This is a genomic window from Bacillus sp. AFS023182 (assembly GCF_002560575.1).
In the GTDB taxonomy this organism is placed as follows: domain Bacteria; phylum Bacillota; class Bacilli; order Bacillales; family Bacillaceae_G; genus Bacillus_A; species Bacillus_A arachidis.
This window is the reverse complement of the sequence record NZ_NTRO01000072.1, coordinates 21445-43617: the sequence shown is the minus strand read 5'-3', so window position 1 is coordinate 43617 and position 22173 is coordinate 21445. Positions and strand designations below refer to the sequence as shown.

Genomic DNA, 22173 nt, shown 5'->3' with positions numbered 1-22173 from the left:
ACATGTGCAATCCCTCCTGTTATTCTTACGAGGTTAGGGTGTGTTTGTAATATCGATTCATCCCGTTCGTAATTCATTTTTAAAGCATGATATATATTTAATATTATACTATTCTGAAAATTTAAAGTAAATAAAAGGAAGACGACAAATTTTTTATAGGAAAATAATCGTGAGTGTACCCGCGATGACACAATAGAAAGAGAAGGATTTTTAAGCTGAATCTTCTATAATGCCCATAATACTTAGTGATAAATCATCTAAGCTAACAGGAATATTTTTAAATTGATGAGGAATCGAAATAAACAAAAATTCACTCTAAAATATAAGAAAAGATAAGCGTGAAGCGAATTTGTAGCAGATTGTCATATGTTGCCAGAAGACTCATTTATGTATCGCTGCAATTTATGCAAGATTTGACAATGTTTTCAATGTCATGTAATCTGTTGTTTCTAATATACGAATCTAGGCCTTTGTAAGATTTGTATGAAAATAAGTTGTTAAAAGTTAAGAGTTTATTACATGTTACAGTTTGTTTTTATTATTTGTCATGAAAAATAAAGTGTATTTAATGAGTTTGTAAAGAAACTGTAAAATAAATCATGTATAACTGTATGAGAAGGGAGTCGGATTATGAACTATTTTAAGCGAATCAGTAGTCTAGTATTAGCAGGAATTATTGGTCTTTCTAGTACAGTTGCTGTCAAAGCTGAGTCAAACGACGAGAAACTAAACAACATGCAGCAGCAATTGCAGCAGAATAACAATGATATTCAGCAAAAAGAACAAGAGAAGCAAGCTGTTAATAAAGAAATACAAGGTATCGAAAGTGAACTACATAATTTAAATAAAACAATTACAAAAAACAAAGAGGAACAGGCTGCTATTCAACTCAAAATTGATGAAACACATAAGCAAATTGAACAGAAAAAGCAAGAAATTATCGTTTTAGAAGATAAGGTACTTGCTCGTAAAGATATTATGAAAAAACGTATGGTTTCTGTTCAAAATAGCTCAAATACAAGTTTAGTAGTAGAAGTTGTAGTAGAATCAAAGAATTTTGCTGATTTCTTACAACGTGTGACGGCAGTATCTACAATCCTAGAGGCAGATAAAGAGATTTTACGTCTTCAAGAACAAGATCTTCGTCAAATTGAAGAAGATAAAAAAGCAATTGACGAAAAAGAAGCATCTTTAGAAGTAGATAAACAAAAATTAGCAAAAGCACAAGCAACTTTACAAGAAAACTTGAAAAAACGTCAAGAAAACTTACAAGCTGTACAGACAAAATATAATCAACTTGCAGGACAAATTAATTTAGCTGAACAAGAAAAAGCGAAAATTGAAGCAAATATGAAAGAAGTCCAAGAAACGATTGCTCGTGAGCAAGAAGCAGCAAGATTAGCAGAAGAAGCTCGTGCAAAAGCAGAAGCGGATGCAAAAGCTGCAAGGGAAGAAGAGGAAAGAGCAAGAGCGGAAGTAGAAAAAGAGGCTGTTTCAAAGCCAGAATCAAAGCCAGAATCAAACCCAACTGAACCTGCCGTGAATAAATCACAGCCGGCACCAGCTCCAAAACCAGAGACAAAACCTGATCAGAAGCCAGGACAAGGCGGGCGTGAAATTTATGTAGAAGCGACTGCTTATACAGCGGATCCATCGGAAAATGGTTACAAATCAGGTGAACATGTGCATTCAGCAATGGGACATGATTTAACTGCAAACCCAGGAATGAAGTTAATTGCTGTAGATCCAAGAGTTATCCCGCTAGGTTCTCGTGTATATGTTGAAGGGTATGGAACCGCAATTGCAGGCGATACTGGTGGTGCAATTAAAGGTCATAGAATAGATGTATTAATGCCAGATAAAGGTTCATCTAGTGCTTGGGGTAGAAGAACAGTTCGTGTTGTAATTTTATAATTGAAAATCAAATCCAACTTTACAATATGTGAAGTTGGATTTTTTTGTAAATTTTAATGTTAAGTCGAGTTTACATTTTGTAAAGTTTAGCATACAATGATGGTGAGAGGTGGTAAAATTGACCATTTGTAATAGAGTAAAGGAGCTAAGAGCCCGTTTTAACTTCACGCAAAGCGTACTAGCTGAAAAGGTTGGTGTAACAAGGCAAACGATTGCTGCAATTGAAAAGGGGGATTACGTTCCATCGTTGTTATTAGCGCTAACGATTTGTGATGTATTTGATTTAAAGATGGAGGATGTGTTTGTTTTAAATAAGGAGGGAGAAAAAGATGAATAGAATCATGTTGTCGTATGTGGTGAATGTGTTATTTATTGGATTGGCTAGTTGGGCATTTATTGAACTCTATTATTTTGAGGTGGAATTTGCAAATATTATTCAAACAGAGAAAGTACCATTTGAAATATCAATGAGTCTTACACCGTTTTTATTGTTATTGATTGTAGCGATTGTATCAACTATTTTTTATAAAGTTCAAAAAAAGAAATATAAGAAATTATCTTTTTGGATGTTTCCTCTTTTATTTCCACAAGATGATGAGCGCGAAGAAGTCATTACAGCAAAAGCATGTCGTACGACTTTTATAGCGCTTTGGTTTGTTATACCGATTGGAGCTGCATTGCTTGTTATATATCCGATTGTAACCCCGTATATTCCTGCATACCCATTATATGTTGTATTTTTCATCTTCTTTATACAAATGACCGTATTCCATATATCACTTTATCGAAATAAAATTGCTTAAAGACGTGCCACGTGCACGTCTTTTTTTAGTAATAAAGCATCCTATTTTTTACAAAAAATTAACGCATGTCGAAGTGAAGATTTACAAATGCTTTTTATGATAGGAATTAGATTTATTGAATAAAGGGAGTGGGAAAATGAAAAAGAAGGTATTGGTATATGGCGTAATAATTGCAAGTGTATTATGGACAGGAAGTAATGTACATGCAGAAACATTAGAAAAGGATACAGAGCGGATTGTGAATACAATAGAGACGTTACCAAAGGGGAGTATATCTAACCCTGCATACCGCGGGAAAGTGGAACAGATGGTGACGGACTTTATTGGTAAAAAACATAAGGATACAAAGATTAATCGGATTGCCTCGTTTCAAATGCCTAGTAAGAAGGCTGAAATTACAGCATCAACGCCTGATGGGAATACACTAGTTGTTACAGAAGCTGATTTAGGTCAAATTCAAATACTATCAATTGCAGATTTAGAAAATATAAAAGTATTAGGAAATGTGAGTTTTAAAGACATTCATTCAGAAGCGGAAGTAACGAGTGTAACTGTGACACCAGACGGAAAGCACGCATTGGCCGCTTTTCGAACTGGAGATAACTTATATGATGCAAATAAAGGACAAGTGGCGGTAGTGGATTTAGCAGCGCAGAGAGTGGTAAAAACGTATGAAGTAGGTGTAGGACCAGATTCAGTAGCGTTAGCAGCAGATGGAAGAACACTTATTATTTGTAATGAAGATGAAGAAAACGATCCAAATGATGATAATGAAGTAAATATGAAAAAAACGAAACGACCAGGAAGTATTTCTATGATTACATTCCCTGATGGTGATGTTATGCGCGGGGAACATGTCGAGCTGCCAATCCATATGAGTAACATTGGTAATGGAGCGATCTATAAGCATGATCCACAGCCAGAGTATGTTGCGATTAATCCAAAAGGAGATAAAGCAGCTGTCACATTACAAGAAAATAATGCGGTGGCAATTGTCAATATTGCAGAAAAACGAATTGAAAATATATTTGGCCTTGGCACGACAACACATAAAACAGATTTAAAAAAGGATGGCACCATATCTTTTCAAGATGAGATAACTGCACGCCTAGAACCAGATGGTGTGACATGGGATCCATCAGGAGAATTTCTTATTACTGCTAATGAAGGGGACCTTGGTAAAAATGAATTTAAGGATGGTGTGAAATCAGGAGGAAGAAATATTTCTGTATGGAGTCAGACTGGATATCTTGTATACGATAGTATGAATCTTATTGATGAAAAAGTAGCGGCTGCTGGCCTATATCTTGATAATAGAAGTGAAAATCGGGGAAGTGAAGTCGAAAATGTGACAATTGGTAAGATAAAAGGAAATCCGATTTTAGCAGTGGCGGCTGAAAGAGCGAATGCTGTATTGTTCTTCGATATGACAATTCCAATGTTCCCGGTATACATTGGAATTGCGCCATCAGCAGGAGCGGCACCAGAAGGAATTCATAAAATAAATGGTCGAGATTTATTTGTGAGTGCAGATGAAGTAGATGGAGTGTTAAGTTTTTATCATATAAAGTGATGCGGGAAGACTGACTTATCGCGACCAAATAACGGGATAAGTTAATAAAGTGGCTTCTTCTTTTCGTCTTAGACTTGTACATATAGTCATCTTACTTTATCATCTTATATAGAAGTAAGATTCTGTAAAGGAAAGGGATTATGTATGAATAAACGAAGAATATATAGTATACTAGCAATTCTTTTATTTGTTGTAGGTGGTATCTTAATCGGTAAGCCATTTTATGACGGATATAAGGCAGAGAAGAAGCAAACAGAAAATGTACAAGCTGTTCAGAAAATGGAATACGAAAAGCATGAAACAAAATTTGTAGATGCATCTAAAATTGAACAACCAAATTTAGCGGAAGTTGCGAATGCATCGTTAGATAAAAAACAAGTAATTGGTCGTATTGAAATTCCGAGTATTTCATTAAGTTTACCTATTTTAAATGCTTCTACTGAGAAAAACTTATTATCAGGAGCAGCAACTGTTAAAGAGAAGCAAGAGATGGGAAAAGAAAATTATGCATTAGCAGGGCATAATATGTCTAAAAAAGGCGTCCTATTCAGTGATTTATCAACATTAAAAAAGAACGATAAAATCTATTTATATGATAATGAAAATGAATATGAGTACACTGTGACGAATGTATCAGAAGTAACGCCTGATAAATGGGAAGTCGTTGAAAACCATGGGAAAACGGAAGTAACGCTTATTACATGTGTATCTGTATCGGATAACTCAAAGCGTTTTGTTGTTACAGGAGAGTTTGTAAAAGCGAAAAAAATAAAGTGAAACTTTAATCAGTGAAGGGGGCTTCATTCCCCGCTGATTATTAGCTCTCATTAATTGGGCCTTAACGGGTAGTTGATGGGAGTCTTACTGCCCGTTAAGGCGGGATAAAAGGTTAAACAAAAAAGCTGAGGGGCAATCCCTCAGCTTTTTTAGTCCATCCATTTTACTAATTTTTTTGAAAGTAATAGTAATATACAACCTAAGAAAATAGCTACAACGCCAATGACTGTAAATACTTCTGAATAGCCAAGTGAAGTTGTAAAACTAGCGAGTTGACCACCTAAAATATTGGCAATTCCTGAACCAGCCAACCAAACGCCCATTAGTAATGAAGCGAGTTTTACTGGTGCAAGGGCACTGACCATTGATAATCCAACAGGTGATAAAAACAATTCACCTAATGTATGGAAAAGGTAAGTAAAGACAATGAATAATAGGTTTGCTTTCTCTGTAATATTATGTTCGTCACTACCTGTTTTTAATGTGGCAACCACTAGAACCATATAACCAATTCCAAGTAAAATCATACCGAGTCCCATTTTTGTTGGGATTTTTAAATCTCCACGTTTTGTTGTAGCAAGCTTAGCCCATAGTGCTGAAATAGCAGGAGCAAGCAAAATGATAAACAGTGGATTGACCGATTGGAACCAAGATGTTGGGATCTCCCACCCGAATACAGAACGATCAACAAACTTGTTTGTATATAGCGTTAGTGAACTACCAGCTTGTTCAAAACCAGCCCAAAAGAAGACAACGAAGCAAGTTAGAATAATGATAACCGCTGTATGCTGTTTTTCTTTTTTTGTAAGTGGTGTATTACCAGCTGTTTGTTCGCCGGATGGTGCTTGTAAATCTCTTGTTGGTTTTTTTCCGATATCGCCAAGGAAGCGATTAGATAGTGTTGTGAATAAAACTTGTCCAATAATCATACCGATTGAAGCGGCTAAGAATCCGTAACGAAAACCATAATGAACAACGCCATCTACTGTTGTTTTGAATAAATTTTCTGATAAAAATCCACAAACGAGTGGAGCTAAAAATGAACCGACGTTAATACCCATGTAGAAAATCGTAAATGCACTATCGCGTTTTGGATCATGTTCCTCATACAATTCTCCAACAAGCGTAGAAATATTTGGTTTAAAGAAACCATTACCAATAATAATAAGCGCCAGTCCAAGGTATAGGCCAACCTGGTTTTGTAGGGCAAATAGTGTAAGGTTACCGATTGCCATTGTTACGCCGCCTATTGTTATAGCTAAGCGTCTTCCTAGAAAACGGTCAGTTAAGTATCCGCCAATCATTGGAGTAAAATAACATGCTCCAGTATAAAATCCATAGATGGAAAGTGCCCACCCTGGACTAAACCCAAGACCGCCGCTTACTAAAGCTGTGGTTAAATATAATGTTAGTAATCCTCGTAATCCATAGTAACTAAATCGTTCCCACATTTCTGTGAAGAAGAGTAAGTATAAACCTGGAGGATGTTTTTTGTTTCGTTGTTGTTTCCTTTCAAGTTGTATCGCTGATTCCATTTAAGTTTCCTCCTGACACAAACAAAAACAAAGTGAATAGTTTTGTTTGTTTAATATTTTACTTTATTAACTATTGGATGTCAATAAAGGTCGATTTTTCAGAAGAAATTGGAAAACAGAGCAGATATAGAATGAGGATTTCTTTTGTGATAGACTATGGACTATGTTTGTTCTAGCATATAAGTGCAAGAAATTGAAAAACCATATAAAACCTTTCTTTTTTAGGCGGGAAGAGAGCATCCGTCTATGCATAGAAGCGGTCAGGATTCTTTTTAGCCCCATGCCGAGTAAAACAAAAGGAGAAAATGAGTGAAGGTCTGCTTTTGTTTACATAGCCGCAACTAATATGTTGGAAAATCAAAATCGAGTTATATACTTCCCTTTTTAGAGGGGAGAAGAGGAGTGCGAATCATCTTTTATTAGGCGTAGCGGCTATATGTTGAAAAATTAAAATGGGATTTATATAGGCTGAAAAGGATTCTACTTTATATGAAAGTAAAGAAGGAGAAAGAAATGAAATCACTACAGAAAAAAGAAATTTTGCTTATGAGCCTGATGTTATTTTCCATGTTTTTCGGAGCTGGAAATCTAATTTTTCCACCTTTCCTTGGATATGAAGCGGGGGAACATGTGTGGATTGCATTGTTCGGCTTTATTATATCAGCAACTGGACTTCCGATATTAGGTGTAATGGCAATTGCTAAAGCCGGAAGTTTTCAAGGATTGGCCAATCGTGTACATTCTTCTTTTGCAATTATTTTTCCATGTTTAATTTATTTGTTTATCGGTCCTGGACTTGGTATACCACGTGCCGGGAGTTTAGCTTTTGAAATGGGGCCAGGTCAGTTCTTCCCAGAGACTAGTAGTGTATTACTACTCATTTACACGGTCATCTTTTTTAGTATTGTATATTGGCTAAGTTTATCACCATCAAAATTGATGGGGCTGTTTGGAAAGATATTAACACCCTTATTATTGTGTATGATTGCTCTTATCTTTATAAAGAGTATGATTACACCAGCAGGAGATGTTCAAGCACCAGTAGGGAACTACGGACACGCTCCAGTATTTCAAGGTTTTTTAGATGGATATTTAACAATGGATGCTTTAGCGGCATTAATCTTTGGAATTGTTATGGCAAATACTTTGCGTGCTAAAGGAGTACAAGATGAAAAAGGACTAGCAAAGTATATGAGCATGGCAGGTATCGGTGCTGGTCTTTTATTATCTCTTATTTATGTCATTTTGGGATATGTTGGATCAATAAGTGGTTCGCTTGGAAAGTTCGATAATGGAGCACAAGTATTAGCTCATATTATGACTACATTATTTGGACAGGGCGGCATGGTATTATTAGGAATTATTTTTACTGTTGCTTGTTTATGTGTATCGATTGGACTTGTTACATCTTGTAGTCAGTTTTTTGCAGAAGTATTTCCGAAAGTATCTTATAAAGTGTGGGCTTTTGTCTTGAGTGTAGTTAGTATGATTCTTGCTAACCTAGGATTAACACAAATTTTAAAAGTATCAGTTCCTATTCTTGGGTTTATTTATCCGATTGCTTTAACACTTATTATTTTAGGACTATTTCATAAGTATATTAATAAGTATACGTATATATATCCAATGACAATTGGATTTGTAGCAGTGTTTAGCGGGATAGATATTTTAAATCGAAACGTGTTACTTTCAAAATGGACGCCTATATTAGAAAACATTCCTTTGTATACAGAAGGAGTAGGATGGATTATTCCAGCGATTGTAGGTGGCTGTTTAGGAATGATTGCCAGTATTTGTATCAATAAAAAAAATTAAAAGAAAAAGGTGTTTTCTATATTGGAAAACGCCTTTTTTTGTTTAATTTAATTCGCCTATAAACCATATTTCTTTGTCATTGTAATTATCGTCAGTAAAAATTTCTCTGTAGCCTTTTACCTGTAATTCTTTAGGTATATGTAAGCCAAATTCTTTTTCAATATCGCGTTCTTGTAGTAATGGAATCCACTGTGGTCCGTCCATGTATCCACTTAGAAAGCCTTCAAAAAATCGTTCGATCCCTTGCTTACTAAATACAATGAAGATATTAGAAGTGTGTAAGTTCGGAAAAGAGACACCCAAATAAATACGATACTCCTTTTCAACTTTAGTTTTCATATGAATGAAATGCTCTACTTGATTGATTGCGGTCTGTAAATAAAATCGTTTCATCGAGTTTGATTTACGTTTTGAATTCATATAAGAAGGATTGATGGGAAGATGGATAGACCAGCAACCTAAAGAAGATGTTTCAGTCGCATTTGGTAAAGAACTTGTATGTGCGATGGTAGATTTTAAAAAATTGCGGCATACTCTCCTTAAACCACGAATTTTCTTTTTTGAACGATGATTCCAAATTGGCGGTTTCAAACAAACACCTCATAAACATTATGTTTTAATTTTCATGAAAATAGAATAGGGATTGCCATTTGCTACTATAATAGCAGAAACTGGAGATTATTAGGGGAATTTTATTAAAAAATGAATAGATTAGGAGTATTATATAAATAACTGGTAATTTATCCAATTGTTATAATGCATTCTACTATTTTAACAGCATGATCAGAGGGGGGAGAAAATGAAACAAGATTTGGGTAAAAAAATAGAAGCCCTAGAAACAGCAATTGATACATTGCAGGAGACGCTCTATGAGTTAAAAGCACAGCAAAGAGAAATGGAAGAAGAAAGAGTTCAACAAGTAAAGGAACCTATTGAGAAGAAACAAGATGTTAGTATCCCTGTGCAAAATGTACGACAAGAAGAAAGAGTCATTAGCCAAGAAAGTGTGACGGAGCCGGAGATAAAGCAGGTGGATATATCTGCGTTTAAGCCTGAACCATTTGACATTATAAAATTTTGTCAAACATGGCTACCACGAATTTTCGTTGCAATTATGCTACTTGGGGTAATTTGGCTATTTAAAGCGGGGGTAGATGCAGGATTACTTACTCCAGCAATTCGTATTGTATTTGGCGTAGCATTATCAGTTGCTTTGTATTATGTAGGTGATATACAAATAAAAAAAGAACGTCAAGCGTTAGGTTTGGTATTAGCTGGAGGAAGTATTACAGGCATTGTTTTAACGACATTCGCTGCACATTATTTGTATCATTTCTTTCCGGCAATGATGGCATTTATATTCAACATTATTTGGATTATACTCGGTATCTATTTAGCTAAGCGATATCAATCAGAGTATCTCGCTATATTTGTATCTGTAGGCGCCTTTTTTGTACCGTTTTTATTAAATAGTACAACACCTAATTCTTACATTTTCTTTGGATATGAAACGGTGTTAACGATTAGTTTATTATGGTATGCGTATAAAAATCGCTATCAATATTTATATATGGTGTCTTACAGTGTTGCTGTGCTTGTAACGTTTTTCTTTTTTGTGATTATGACAGTATTATTAGGTCATTTACAAGTGCAATTAACGATTGTTTATGGATTGATTCATATTATGTTGTTTTGGCATATGTTTATTGATAAAAACTTTATTTACGAGCCCCGGATGGCGATATTTGGTGCTAATGCTATCTTTTTCGTTATGGCAATTGTGAAAATTCCAGACTTTACAACATGGGGATTGTTAATTTGTACAATTGTACACACTGTAATGTTTGTGGCTGACTATATGAAAAATAAAAAATCGCCATTTACAGATCTTTTATTTGGTTTTGCGATGGGGTCGTTTAGTTTAGCGATTTTATATGAATTTAGTTTAGTGAATGGAGCAATTGTATTGATGTTACAAGGTTTTTTAGGTATCGTTGCTTCTGCGAAATTAAAACAAGAAATCAAGTTTTATATTAGTGGAGTTATTTATGTAATCGGTATGTTGCAAACCCTTGTTAGCCCATTTGAGACATTCATGTCAGCGGCTTTTGTAGCCCACCTCATTTTAGTTGGAACATTTTATTATGGAATGATGAAAGTGAAACCAATGTTGAAACGCTTTGGGAAATATGTGTATTCGATGACGTTATATAGTTTTATGGTACTTGTATTTATTACGATTACTAGAATAGGAGAGGTTCTTTCAACAGACGGAAGTATTATCAGTGTACCTGTCTCTCTTGCATGGATGATATATGCTTTAGTTTCAGTTTGGTTTGGGCGTAATAGAGGAATGAATGAAATATTATACGCCGGATTAGTTGTGTTAGTTGTGACAGTGAGTAAGTTATTCTTCTTGGATTTACCAGAAGTATCAATGATGATTCGTGCAGTATTATTCTTACTTATTGGTGGACTAGGAATTGTTATTTCTAGAATGTTTTTCTCGAAAGAAAAAGGTGATTAGTAAAAAAAGCAATCCATTTAGGATTGCTTTTTTACTATTTATTATTAATAGTGACAGCTTCATTATATTTTGTCGTTGTATTTTGACGAAGACGTAAAGTGGCTTGTCCAGTTGTATTCGGTGCGAGTTGTACATTTACTACTTTTTCAGCAAAACCTAGGCTATTTGTTGTGAAAGAGAATACACTACTATATCCAAAAGTAGAAGGCCAAGTACCATTTTCATTTTGTACTTTCGCAATTTGTGTTCCTCCAGTTGTAAAAATCCCTAGAGAATAATTATTGTATGTCGCATTAGGTAATAAATTGTTTGCTTGAAGTCTTATTTGAAATACTTCGTTGCTTGGTAGAATACTAGGGCGAATGACTGTATAATCGCTAGTTGTTACAGTTCCCTTATATCCATAAGAACCAGGCTTAAATGTATTTGTATTGAACCATTGATATCCTTGATTTGGAGCGCTCCAAGGTTCTGGTTGTGGCTCAGTTGATAAATTAGGTTGCTCAAATGTTTGTAAAGGTGTTGGATTATCAAGTTGTAGGCCATTTACTTGATCTAAACTTGTATAAGTTTCTGGTTTAGATAACCAATTAACAATGTTTTCCAATAGAATAGCGTCATTTTCTTCTTTATATCCATCATATGTTTTTTTTGCTTGTCCTGTATCTTCACGAACATATTTTGGTGAGGCATCCTCAACAGGAGAAGAATCACCAATAAAGGCTGCTTTTCCAAGGCCAACTTTAGCAATTGCAGCATAAGGACCTTCTGCAATACCGCCACCATTATAAACACCGCTATCAACAGCGCTATTCCATTTTGATGGGTTTTCTGGAAGATATACGATTCCTTTCGCTAATTTAGGGTTTGTAATGGCAAGTGTAGAACCAGCATGCATAGCTACTGATGAAATCCCTTTTGTAATACCAAAGGATTGTTCAGGTGATACAATATTTTTGGCAGAAACATCTCCAAGCGCATTATAGCGAAAGCGAATACCAAAGTTTTGGGATAACCAATCGGAGCTTTCTACTCCTTGCATTGCTGGTGAGTTTGCTTCTTCATTAGACATCCCTTTTGCCGGGTTGTCCCATGCACCACGTCTGTATCCATTAAATACCTCTGAAGAATCCCAGCGATTCTTATTTCGGTCTGCATTATAATGATCTGCGATAAAGAAAATACTACCACCATTTTTAACATACTGTAACATGGCATCTTGTTCAGATTTTTTATAAGGAATATTTGCTTCAGGAACGATAAATACATGATAATCTTTTAAATTTTCATATGTAATAGGTGTAGATTGGCGAAGCTCTTTTACAAAATATCCGTTTTTAGCAATACCATTTCCAAAATCAGAAAAACCACCATCAATGACCCAATCGGCTGTACCGGCTGTTTGCCCGTGTGTATTATCAAATAATACTTTCTTCCCATTGTTTTGATTTACAACTTTTGCAGCAATCTCTGGTGCTGGATCTGTAGAACTTTCAGCGAAAGCTAGTGGAATAGAAGTGCTTCCGATACTGAATGTAATTGCTGTTGCTAAAGAAAGTTTAAGCCATTTTTTGTTCTTCATAGAAGAATCCCCCTAATAATAAATATATGTGCCTTAATAATGTAATGGATTTTTTTATGAAAATAAAGATGGAAAATGTAAAATATACAAAAGATTTGTAAAAATAACATGGATTTTGTTGATAAATATTTGTGTGAAAAATAAGAAAACCCCTTCCTCGCTATAAGGAAGGGGCAACATATTTAACTAATTTTTGAAGTTTGTGCAGCATCTATCTTATGAAATCCTTTTAAGTAATATACAACTACTAATGAAATCAACCAAATCGGACCAACAATTAATGCGATTCGTGTATCTTCTGAATAAGCCATAATTCCTAATACTAATGCAAGGAAAGCAAGTGAAAAATAAGAACTTAATGGATATAAAGGCATTTTGTACGTTAAATTTTGCTTAGTTTGTGCTGGTAATCCTTTTCTGAATCGGATTTGAGTAACTAATATGATCCCCCATGTCCAAATTGCACCGAACGTTGAAATACTAGTAAGCCATGTAAATACTTTTGCAGGAACAAGATAGTTTAAAATAACACCAACCAGTAAGACTAAGGAAGTTGCTATAATTCCACTACTTGGAATGCCATTTTTATTTAAACGGCCGAATTTTTCAGGCGCCTTTTTTTGCTCTGCCAATGTAAATAACATACGTCCTGTACTAAATAAACCACCGTTACAAGAAGAAAGAGCTGCCGTTAAAACAACGAAGTTAATAATTCCCGCTGCTTTTGCTATACCAATTTGTTGGAATGTTAATACAAACGGACTTCCTTTATCGCCAAGTTCATTCCATGGATAAATTGCCATCATAACAAATAATGCTCCAACGTAGAACAGTAAAATGCGCCAAAATACGTTATCAATTGCTTTTGCAAGTGTTTTCTTCGGATTTTGTGCCTCACCAGCTGTGACACCGATAAGTTCGACTCCTAGATAAGCAAATAAAACCATTTGTAAGGAAAGAAGTAACCCAGAAAAACCATTAGGGAACCATCCGCCGTGTGACCAAAGGTTCGAAATTCCAGTAGCGATGCCATCATTTCCAAATCCAAATAGAATAATTCCTGTCCCAATTACAATCATACAGATAATTGTGACAATTTTAATTAAAGCAAACCAAAATTCAAGCTCTCCAAATACTTTTACAGATAAAAAGTTAAATGCGCTCATTAATACGAGAGCCAATAACGCCCAAATCCAGCGCGGGATATCTGGAAACCAATATTCCATATAAATTCCAGCGGCAGTGATTTCAGCCATACAAGTAACAACCCATAAAAACCAATAGTTCCATCCAGTTATATAACCTGCTAAGGGTCCTAAATAATCATGTGCGTATTTACTAAAAGAACCAGCAACTGGTTGTTCAATTGCTATTTCCCCAAGAGCACGCATAATGAAGAAGATAACGAGTCCAGCAATCATATAAGCTAATAGAATAGAAGGTCCAGCTAATTTGATAGCAGAAGCAGATCCTAAAAATAGTCCTACACCAATAGCGGATCCAAGAGACATCAATGTGATGTGTCTTTGTTTTAGACCGCGGTTTAAAGTTCCTGATTTGTTTGTTTGCTGCATAAAAAGCCTCCTTATAGGATGAAAAGATTGAATGCGCTTACTAGAAGTGCAACTATTTTAAATTATAAAACATTTCTGTCTGTTATGCTACAAAAATTGTCGATGTATGTTGTACTATATCTGTATTTGTCAGACCTAAACTTAAAATTCTAACTATTATTGAATACATTGACTCTTTCTTTTATTGATTGGTAAGATTAAGTATTACATTTTCTCGCATAATTATAAGAATGTGTGATAATAATTCATTGTGTAGGAAGGGTACTTAAGCATGTTTCAATTACAAAAGTATAACACTTCTGTGAAGCAAGAGATTTTAGCTGGCATCACAACATTTTTTACATTTGCGTACATTCTTGTCATCAATCCGAAAATACTATCTGATGCAGGTGTACCTTTTGATCAAGCATTTACGGCAACTATTATTGCGACAATTGTCGGAACATTATGTATGGCGTTTTTTGCAAATTATCCAATCGTCATTGCTCCAGCCATGGGGATGAATGCGTACTTTGCTTATTCTGTTGTACAAAAAGCAGAAGGCATTACATATGCTATTGCGTTTTCAGCAGTATTTGTAACGGGTATTATTTTTCTTTTATTGTCTTTTACATCATTTCGTCAAAAGCTTATTGTAGCAATTCCAGATAGTTTGAAGCATGCTATTGCAGGTGGGATTGGGTTATTTATTGCTTTCATTGGTCTTCGTTTATCTGGTATTATTGTTGATCATCCATCTAATTTAGTTACAATTGGAGATTTTCATTCACCGGCTGTTATTTTAGCACTGATTGGTTTAGTGTTAGCAGCAGTGTTAATGGCATTACGTGTGAGTGGTGCGCTATTTATAAGTATGATTGTAACGGGGATAATTGCCTTCTTTACAGGGCAATTGAAGTTTAGTGATCAAATTGCAGCGATTCCTCATTTACCAAAAGGGATTATCGTTTCCAATCCTATAACTGCATTTTCTGATGTAATGGAATATGGGTTATACGGCGTTGTTTTTTCATTCTTACTCGTACTTTTATTTGATACAACAGGGGCTTTGCTTGGTCTAATTAAACAAGCTGGTTTAAATACAGATAATGCTGAAAAGCGTTTCGGTAAAGCATTTATTGCTGATGCAATAGGTGGTACAACGGGAGCAGTGTTCGGGACAAGTCCGACAGCGGCAACGATTGAATCGTCAGCAGGAATTGCAGCAGGTGGTAAAACAGGATTAACAGGTATTGTAGTAATCTGCTTAACGATAGTTACAGCATTTTTCAGTCCTGTAATTGCTTCTTTATCAAGTGTGGCAGCAATTACGGCTCCCTCATTAATTATAGTAGGGAGTTTAATGGCACAAAGTATTCGTGATATTAACTGGAATGAATTTGAAGATGCATTGCCGGCATTTTTAATTTTTGTAGGGATTCCATTAACATCTAGTATTGCGAACGGAATTGCACTTGGATTTTTAATTTATCCAATTTTAAAAATTGTGAAAGGGAAAGGGATGGAAGTTCATCCGCTTCTGTATTTCTTTGCAATTTTATTTGGATGTCATTTGTTCTTATAATATAGAAAAGAGTATTTATTTGTAAGGATTTAACATTAATCGTGAAGTTTCTTTGTTTTTTGGTTCCCTCTTTATTATTTATAATTATAGAAGAATGATAAGAGCTAAAGAAGATAACTAAAGCATAGAAAAACCTTCCGGGCATATGGAAGGTTTTTTCATGTCTTTTAAAGAGAAAATATCAAGAATCCACCGCAAATAATAAAGAATACGAATCCTAAAATAAAGGGTGTACTAATAATTCCTAGTAAAATAAATGGTCGCCCTCGATATGCTTCGTATCCTCCCCAAGATAATAAAGAGACTCCTACAATAATAAATGTAATCTCAATCCAGCGAATAAGAACTCCAAATAATATGATGAGAGCTAGAAATGTAACTGCAAAGCCAATCATCCATTGTTGAAAAGGACGAGGTTTTTTTGATGAGTTTGTATTACTCATAAATACCTCCTGAAAATTCGGAATTGTTTTATAATAAGTATTATTTTACAATATATGTATTATTAAAGATAGATAATAGACGTAAGAAAGGTATAATTATATGGAATTTCCAATTTATTTACATGTATTTGGAGTAAAGCTACATCCTCATGCTATTTTTGAATCACTCGGTATGTTTCTTGGGTTTCGTTATTATTTAAAAAGTCGACGAAAAGAGAAGATTCCAGAAGTAAAAGCGCTATTCATCTTTTTAGGTGCTATATTTGGTGCTTTTCTTGGGGCGATTCTTTTGGCAACACTGGAGCATCTTCTGCAGGTTCAGAAAGTAATAGGGGAGAATGGCTGGCAAGGATTGATTCAAGGGAAAACAATTGTAGGCGGTTTGTTAGGTGGACTTATTGGTGTAGAAAGTGTGAAGAAAATGGTTGGTCATACAGAATCAACGGGTGATGATATGGTCATTCCTCTGGTACTAGGAATTGCAATTGGTAGAATTGGTTGTTTTTTAACTGGCATTGGAGATGAAACGGTAGGGATACAAACAACATGGTCAGTTGGAATTGATTTTGGTGATGGGATGCTCCGGCATCCGACACAATTATATGAGATTGGTTATTTATTTATCCTTATGATTTGCTGTATTTGGCTAAGTAGACATAAACCGTGGGAAGGGTTCGTTTTTCAAATCTTTATGTTGGCATATTTAAACTTTCGCTTTTTGGTTGAATGGCTCAGGCCGACAGATAAGTTATATGTGCATTTGAGTGCGATTCAATGGGCTTGTATTTTGGGTGTTTGTTATTATGTTGTGTTAGTTATGAAAAAGAGAAAAGGGGAAAGACGACATGCCAAATAGGGACTATTTATATTATGACCTAACGAGTAGTGTGTGCTCCACATGTTTACAGAAAGTAGAAGCGAAGATCATTATACAAGATGAAAGAGTCTATATGGTAAAGCATTGTATGTTGCATGGCCGAGAAAAGGTGCTCATTTCAACAGATGTCTCGTATTATAAGCAATGCCGCGAATTTATTAAGCCGAGTGAAATGCCATATCGTTGGAATACACCTATTAAATACGGGTGCCCTTATGATTGTGGACTTTGTCTGGATCATGAGCAACACAGTTGCTTAAGTATTATTGAAATTACAGATGTATGCAATTTACAGTGTCCGATTTGTTATGCAGAATCATCACCAAAGCGCACTACATGGCGAACAGTAGAACATGTGGAGAGGATGTTAGATGCCGTTGTAAAAAACGAAAAGAATCCAGATGTTGTTCAAATTAGCGGTGGTGAGCCAACGCTTCATCCTCATTTCTTTGATATATTAAATATTGCAAAACAAAAACCAATTAAACATATTATGATTAATACGAACGGTTTACGCATTGCACAGGATATTACGTTTGTAGAAAAGTTAGTAAAATATACACCTGGATTTGAAATATATTTACAGTTTGATAGCTTGGAAAAAGAAGCACTGCAGAGTTTACGCGGGGTTGATTTACGTGAAATAAGAAGAAGAGCGATTGAGAACTTAAATAAATACAATATTTCTACAACCCTTGTTGTTACATTGAAAAAAGGAGTAAATGATAAGGAAATAGGTGAGATATTACAATATGCAATACAACAAAAATGTGTACGGGGTGTTACATTTCAACCTATTCAGCAAGCGGGACGAACAGAAGATTTTAATCCTGAAACCAATCGTTTAACATTAAGTGAAGTACGTCAAATGATTATCGAACAATCTTCGTTATTTACAGAAGACGATATAATACCGGTTCCTTGTCATCCGGATAGTTTGGCGATGGCATACGCATTAAAATTAGATGGATCTATTTTTCCACTAACCAGTATAATTGATCGAAATATTTTATTAGAAGGAGAGCGGAATACGATTGTTTTTGAAAGTGATGAGCAATTAAAAGGACAAATCTTTAAGTTATTTAGCTTAAATCATTCACCAGAAAGTGGCTATGATTCATTAAAAGAATTGCTCTGTTGCTTGCCAAAAGTTAGTCTTCCAACAGGGATTGGTTATGAGAATGTATTCCGCGTATTAATTATGAAGTTTATGGATAATTATGATTTAGATATACGTTCGGTAAAGAAATCCTGTGTTCATATTGTACATCCTGATGGAAGAATTATTCCGTTTGATACGTATAATTTATTTTACCGTGATGAGAAAGAAGAGTATTTAAAAGAGCTACAAGGAGAGGGGGGAATTATAAAATAAAGAGGATGACCTCTTTATTTTATAATGTTTTATACATTAATTTATGAAGTCCAATTGGATGAATATCAAATATTTCGCCATGCTCAAGAAATCCTAAACGTTTATAGTAATCTGTAACGGTAATACGAGCATTACACCACAATAGCTCTGCTTCACGCTCTTTTAACATTACTTCAGCTTGCTGGATTAATGAGCTACCAGCATGTTGTTTTCGAAAGCTAGGCATTGTAGCCATGCCTCGCAAACGATAGTGATTATTACCTTGTAAGGAAGGTTCTGATTCAGCTGAGAAAGATGCGATGCTAATGAGTTCAGCATGTAAGAAAGCACCGAGATGAAAGGAATTTGTTTCGTAATCAGATGGGTATTTACAATCTTCCAACTGTTGAGTTGGACGTAAAATTTTTTGACGTAGTTCGTATGTTTCAGAGGCATCAATACATCTAATTGTAACCATACAGAATCCACCTTTCTTATGACGCTTTTTCTATGAGTTGTAAAAAGAAATAGGCCGGTGCAACACAAAGACCTAATATACTACAAGTACCAATGAGAAGAGAAAGAAAGAGACAAAAGTATTTCGTTCCATTTGTCTTTTTCCATCCATAACTGCAAATTTCAATGCTAATACCGATGAGAATAATGGCAACGAGTACTTCTGCGAGTAGCAAAAGAGCTAAAGTTGAAATAGACATAGTGTGATTCATCCCCAGAATATTTGATAGTAATATTTTACCATTAAAAAACGAGAATCTTAAGAAAAAGTTTGAAAGTGTATGGTGAAAGGAATAAGTGTTATGTAAGCAGAAAGTCCCCTCGTGATGAAAAGGGGACTTTCTGCTATTCTAATATGCTTTTCATTGTATCAATATGTTCTTTTGAACCTGTTACAAGAAGCGTATCACCATGTTGTAATGTTGTATCACCATGAGGTACCAATGCTTTATTACCTCGGTAAATTTGAATGATGAGTACATCACCTAGGAATGGTAAGCGACGAAGCGCTAAACCATTATATTTATTACTACGTAATTCGATCTCACGAACCGTTTCGTTTGCAGTTGTAATTAAACGAACGAGACTTGGTTTATCGATAAGTGCACGTAATAAAATTCTTGTAGAGTTGATGGTTGAGAATACGGCAATATGTTCTTGCGTTGCTTTTTCTTGTAGAAGAGGATCCTCTACACTTGCAATGACGTGTTCAACACCTAATTCTTTCGCATGTTCTGCTAATAATAAGTTTTGTTCATCATCACTTGTTGCGACAACAACTCGATCTACATTGAATGCTTTGTGTTCGCCTAATTGTTCTATCGTAATTGTATCTAATTTTACAATAGGGAAGTCATGAGATGTTGCTTCCTCTGCATTTACTTTATTTTGACGCATCATGTATAATGTTACATCATAATCTTCACGTTTTAAATCAAGTGATAATGGAAGAGTGATTCGACTTGCTCCAATGATAGAAACTTTTGGTTTTGGTGTTTCAACCCTTGGAAACATCTTTTTAAATAACACAGGTGCAAAAATACATGTAATAACTGCACTTAAAATAAGTGAAGCAGATAGACTCGGACTAATGATATTTAGCTTTTCACCAATTTGTGCCGCAGCGATAACTAATGAAAGTGTAGATGTTAATAAAATGGCACTTCCGAGTACAATGTTACGTGGATACCATTTTCTTAGTACAAGCGATGGCAATAATTTTGAAATAAAGAGTCCAACAATTAAAATGGGAATCATTAGCATACTAGAAGGCTCTTTAAAAATCGACCATACTTCTAAATTAACCCCAACCATAACGAAGAAAATGGGAATGAAGAAACCATATCCGATGGAATCAAGTTTTTCGACCATATCTTCATTTGGTGATAGTAAGGATACGAGCACGCCTGCTAAAAAGGCTCCTAAAATATTTTCTGCACCAACAGATTCAGATAATCCGACTAATATTAAAATGAGTGCAAAAACAGCACGTGTGTCAATTTGTACACTACCAGCTTTTAGGCTTTCTAAGTATGGAATATTTTTAAAGCGTCTTGCCACAAAGTAAATGACAATACCTGCGCCAAATAGAACGAGAAGAAGCCACATGCTCTGACCACTTTCGGAATTTAACCCGACAAATACAGCGAGTAGAATCATTGTAACTAAGTCAGCAATCACAGCGACTAATAAAATAATTTGGCCGATTGCTGTTTTTCCTAAGTTATTTTCTTTTAATGTCGGTACAACAACACCTAAAGAAATCGTTGAGATAATTAATGTCATGAACATTGCATTATCGACAAATCCAAGCCATACAAATATAAGTGATAGGGCATAGGATAAGATGAAAATGAATAAAAAGATAATGCTTGCGGCTTGGAACGTATTTGGTTCATTTGTCGTATTCTTTTTTCCTTTTTGTTTAAAGATCGAAAAGTCAATTTCTAAACCGCTTAAGAACATTAAGAAAATAAATCCTAGTGTTGATAAGACTTGAAGCCACATATCTGGCTCAATAACGTTAAACCCACTTTTTCCTACAAAAATTCCTGCAATAATTTCTGCAACAACGACAGGAATTGCTTTTAACTTAAAGCGTTGCAACAAAAGGGGAACGAAAAACGCGATTGCGACGACAATCATAAGTGATAAGACTGAAGAATGTTGTTCCATTGCGTTCTCTCCCTTCAAATAATATAGTACATATTTTAGCTATATTATTTGAAGAAAAGCAATGCATATGAACTCGATTCCATAAAGAAAGAGTTTTCTTAACATTTGTCATAATAAGTATAGTTTACATGATAATGTTGTAATTTCCGTAATATGGTGGAGGAGGGGATAAATAAAAAGACTGCTGAGATTATCTCAGCAGTCTTTTTCATGTCCATTACATAGAGAAGAAAATCCATACAGTAAGACCAACTGTTGCAATTGCAACGAAGAAACTGTATATCATTGTAACAATTTGAATTGTACCTTCTCCTTCTCTTAAGTGCATGAACATAATTAATTGTAATAAACCTTGCGCAAGTGCCATTACGATAATTGTTGTTAATATCGTCGAAAGTGGCAAGTCTGTGTAAAGCGCAACGTATAAAGCAAGGAACGTTAGTCCAAGCGATAAAATGAACCCGAAAACGTGTGACCATGGAAACCCGCTATGCGTGTGTCCATTTGCTTGTGTATTGTTTTGTCCCATTATTACGCCACCATCCCGTTCAAGTAAACTAGTGTGTAAATAAAGATCCAAACAAGGTCAAGGAAATGCCAGTATAAGCTGATAATAAATACTTTACGAGCTGTAACTGGTGTTAATCCGCGTTTTAAAATTTGGATGATTACACAAGTTGCCCAAATGATACCACCCGTTACGTGGGCACCGTGTGTTCCAAGAAGAACGAAGAATCCAGATAAGAATGCGCTTGTTTGGATCGTAGCGCCTTCTCCAACATACATGATGAACTCTTCAATTTCAAAGAATAGGAAGCCTGCACCTAAAAGCAATGTGAAAAGGAACCATCCTAACATAGCTTTTTGGTTGTTTTTACGCATTTCATGAATTACGATACCGCATGTAAAACTACTTGTTAAAAGTAGTAATGTTTGAATTAAAAGTGTTTTAACTTCAAACAAGTCTGCTGGTGTTGGGCCATCCGCCGTACGACCAGCAAGGACTAGATAAGAGGCGAAAAGTGTTGCGAACAGCATAATTTCAGCCCCTAGGAAAATCCAGAACCCTAGAATATTCAATCTGCTTTGTTCAGATTGATATTCTAAAGGTAAGCTTTTATCTAAAGCCGCCATTTCGTTTCAC

At 35.1% G+C, this 22173-nt stretch carries 20 protein-coding genes; 10 read left to right on the top strand and 10 right to left on the bottom strand.

Annotated elements, in window-relative coordinates; genetic code table 11:
• Positions 1–630 precede the first annotated feature (630 nt).
• The 5 genes from CN288_RS23940 to CN288_RS23920 all read left to right on the top strand — a co-directional run bounded on the left by CN288_RS23940 (position 631) and on the right by CN288_RS23920 (position 5067).
• Positions 631–1914 carry a 3D domain-containing protein gene (locus CN288_RS23940; RefSeq protein ID WP_026592945.1) on the top strand — a complete coding sequence of 428 codons (1284 nt, stop codon included), beginning with the start codon at positions 631–633 and terminating at the stop codon, positions 1912–1914.
• A gap of 109 nt (positions 1915–2023) precedes the next feature.
• A complete protein-coding gene (locus CN288_RS23935; RefSeq protein WP_090694212.1) occupies positions 2024–2251 on the top strand; it encodes a helix-turn-helix transcriptional regulator in 228 nt (75 codons plus the stop codon).
• A complete protein-coding gene (locus CN288_RS23930) occupies positions 2244–2717 on the top strand; it encodes a hypothetical protein (RefSeq protein ID WP_026592947.1) in 474 nt (157 codons plus the stop codon). The genes CN288_RS23935 and CN288_RS23930 overlap by 8 nt, the downstream gene beginning before the upstream one ends.
• Positions 2718–2853: 136 nt before the next feature.
• The gene (locus CN288_RS23925) at positions 2854–4290 is read left to right on the top strand and encodes a choice-of-anchor I domain-containing protein (RefSeq protein WP_035415342.1); all 1437 of its coding nucleotides are present in this window, start codon (positions 2854–2856) and stop codon (positions 4288–4290) included.
• 144 nt (positions 4291–4434) lie between these two features.
• Positions 4435–5067 carry a class A sortase gene (locus tag CN288_RS23920; RefSeq protein ID WP_026592949.1) on the top strand — a complete coding sequence of 211 codons (633 nt, stop codon included), beginning with the start codon at positions 4435–4437 and terminating at the stop codon, positions 5065–5067.
• Between the two features lie 149 nt (positions 5068–5216).
• Here the strand turns inward: CN288_RS23920 and CN288_RS23915 are convergent, their stop codons facing one another.
• The gene (locus CN288_RS23915) at positions 5217–6602 is read right to left on the bottom strand and encodes a peptide MFS transporter (protein WP_098303260.1); all 1386 of its coding nucleotides are present in this window, start codon (positions 6600–6602) and stop codon (positions 5217–5219) included.
• Between the two features lie 513 nt (positions 6603–7115).
• Here CN288_RS23915 and brnQ1 point away from each other — a divergent pair.
• Positions 7116–8417 (top strand): branched-chain amino acid transport system II carrier protein BrnQ1, encoded by a 1302-nt coding sequence (gene brnQ1 / locus CN288_RS23910; RefSeq protein ID WP_098303266.1) that lies wholly within the window; start codon positions 7116–7118, stop codon positions 8415–8417.
• A gap of 42 nt (positions 8418–8459) precedes the next feature.
• Here the strand turns inward: brnQ1 and CN288_RS23905 are convergent, their stop codons facing one another.
• Positions 8460–9008 carry a DUF3916 domain-containing protein gene (locus CN288_RS23905; RefSeq protein WP_026592952.1) on the bottom strand — a complete coding sequence of 183 codons (549 nt, stop codon included), beginning with the start codon at positions 9006–9008 and terminating at the stop codon, positions 8460–8462.
• A gap of 208 nt (positions 9009–9216) precedes the next feature.
• Here CN288_RS23905 and CN288_RS23900 point away from each other — a divergent pair, with 208 nt between their 5' ends.
• Positions 9217–10944, top strand: a complete 1728-nt coding sequence (locus CN288_RS23900; RefSeq protein ID WP_090694227.1) for a DUF2339 domain-containing protein — start codon at positions 9217–9219, stop codon at positions 10942–10944.
• Positions 10945–10978: 34 nt separating this feature from the next.
• On the opposite strand, the gene CN288_RS23895 is transcribed toward CN288_RS23900, so the two are convergent.
• A complete protein-coding gene (locus CN288_RS23895) occupies positions 10979–12526 on the bottom strand; it encodes a DNA-binding protein (RefSeq protein WP_026592954.1) in 1548 nt (515 codons plus the stop codon).
• Between the two features lie 182 nt (positions 12527–12708).
• Complete coding sequence (locus tag CN288_RS23890; protein ID WP_026592955.1) at positions 12709–14100, bottom strand: amino acid permease; 1392 nt, start codon at positions 14098–14100, stop codon at positions 12709–12711.
• 271 nt (positions 14101–14371) lie between these two features.
• Between CN288_RS23890 and CN288_RS23885 the strand changes: the two genes are divergently transcribed.
• A complete protein-coding gene (locus CN288_RS23885; RefSeq protein WP_098303259.1) occupies positions 14372–15664 on the top strand; it encodes an NCS2 family permease in 1293 nt (430 codons plus the stop codon).
• Between the two features lie 167 nt (positions 15665–15831).
• Here CN288_RS23885 and CN288_RS23880 read toward each other — a convergent pair whose 3' ends face one another.
• Positions 15832–16107 carry a hypothetical protein gene (locus tag CN288_RS23880; RefSeq protein ID WP_026592957.1) on the bottom strand — a complete coding sequence of 92 codons (276 nt, stop codon included), beginning with the start codon at positions 16105–16107 and terminating at the stop codon, positions 15832–15834.
• A gap of 100 nt (positions 16108–16207) precedes the next feature.
• Here CN288_RS23880 and CN288_RS23875 point away from each other — a divergent pair, with 100 nt between their 5' ends.
• Both CN288_RS23875 and CN288_RS23870 read left to right on the top strand, forming a co-directional pair.
• Positions 16208–16963 (top strand): prolipoprotein diacylglyceryl transferase, encoded by a 756-nt coding sequence (locus tag CN288_RS23875; protein ID WP_098303258.1) that lies wholly within the window; start codon positions 16208–16210, stop codon positions 16961–16963.
• Positions 16953–18359 carry a radical SAM protein gene (locus tag CN288_RS23870; protein WP_098303257.1) on the top strand — a complete coding sequence of 469 codons (1407 nt, stop codon included), beginning with the start codon at positions 16953–16955 and terminating at the stop codon, positions 18357–18359. The genes CN288_RS23875 and CN288_RS23870 overlap by 11 nt, the downstream gene beginning before the upstream one ends.
• Positions 18360–18378: 19 nt before the next feature.
• Here the strand turns inward: CN288_RS23870 and CN288_RS23865 are convergent, their stop codons facing one another.
• The 5 genes from CN288_RS23865 to qoxC all read right to left on the bottom strand — a co-directional run bounded on the left by CN288_RS23865 (position 18379) and on the right by qoxC (position 22163).
• Positions 18379–18816, bottom strand: coding sequence for a GNAT family N-acetyltransferase (locus CN288_RS23865; protein ID WP_026592960.1), 438 nt, complete (start codon positions 18814–18816; stop codon positions 18379–18381).
• Between the two features lie 16 nt (positions 18817–18832).
• On the bottom strand, positions 18833–19066 hold the full coding sequence (locus CN288_RS23860) for a DUF4022 family protein (protein ID WP_170833695.1): 234 nt from the start codon (positions 19064–19066) through the stop codon (positions 18833–18835).
• Positions 19067–19199: 133 nt separating this feature from the next.
• Positions 19200–21029, bottom strand: a complete 1830-nt coding sequence (locus tag CN288_RS23855) for a monovalent cation:proton antiporter family protein (protein WP_098303256.1) — start codon at positions 21027–21029, stop codon at positions 19200–19202.
• A gap of 217 nt (positions 21030–21246) precedes the next feature.
• A complete protein-coding gene (qoxD, locus tag CN288_RS23850) occupies positions 21247–21558 on the bottom strand; it encodes a cytochrome aa3 quinol oxidase subunit IV (protein WP_026592963.1) in 312 nt (103 codons plus the stop codon).
• A 2-nt stretch (positions 21559–21560) separates the two neighbouring features.
• On the bottom strand, positions 21561–22163 hold the full coding sequence (gene qoxC, locus CN288_RS23845) for a cytochrome aa3 quinol oxidase subunit III (protein WP_026592964.1): 603 nt from the start codon (positions 22161–22163) through the stop codon (positions 21561–21563).
• Positions 22164–22173 lie beyond the last annotated feature (10 nt).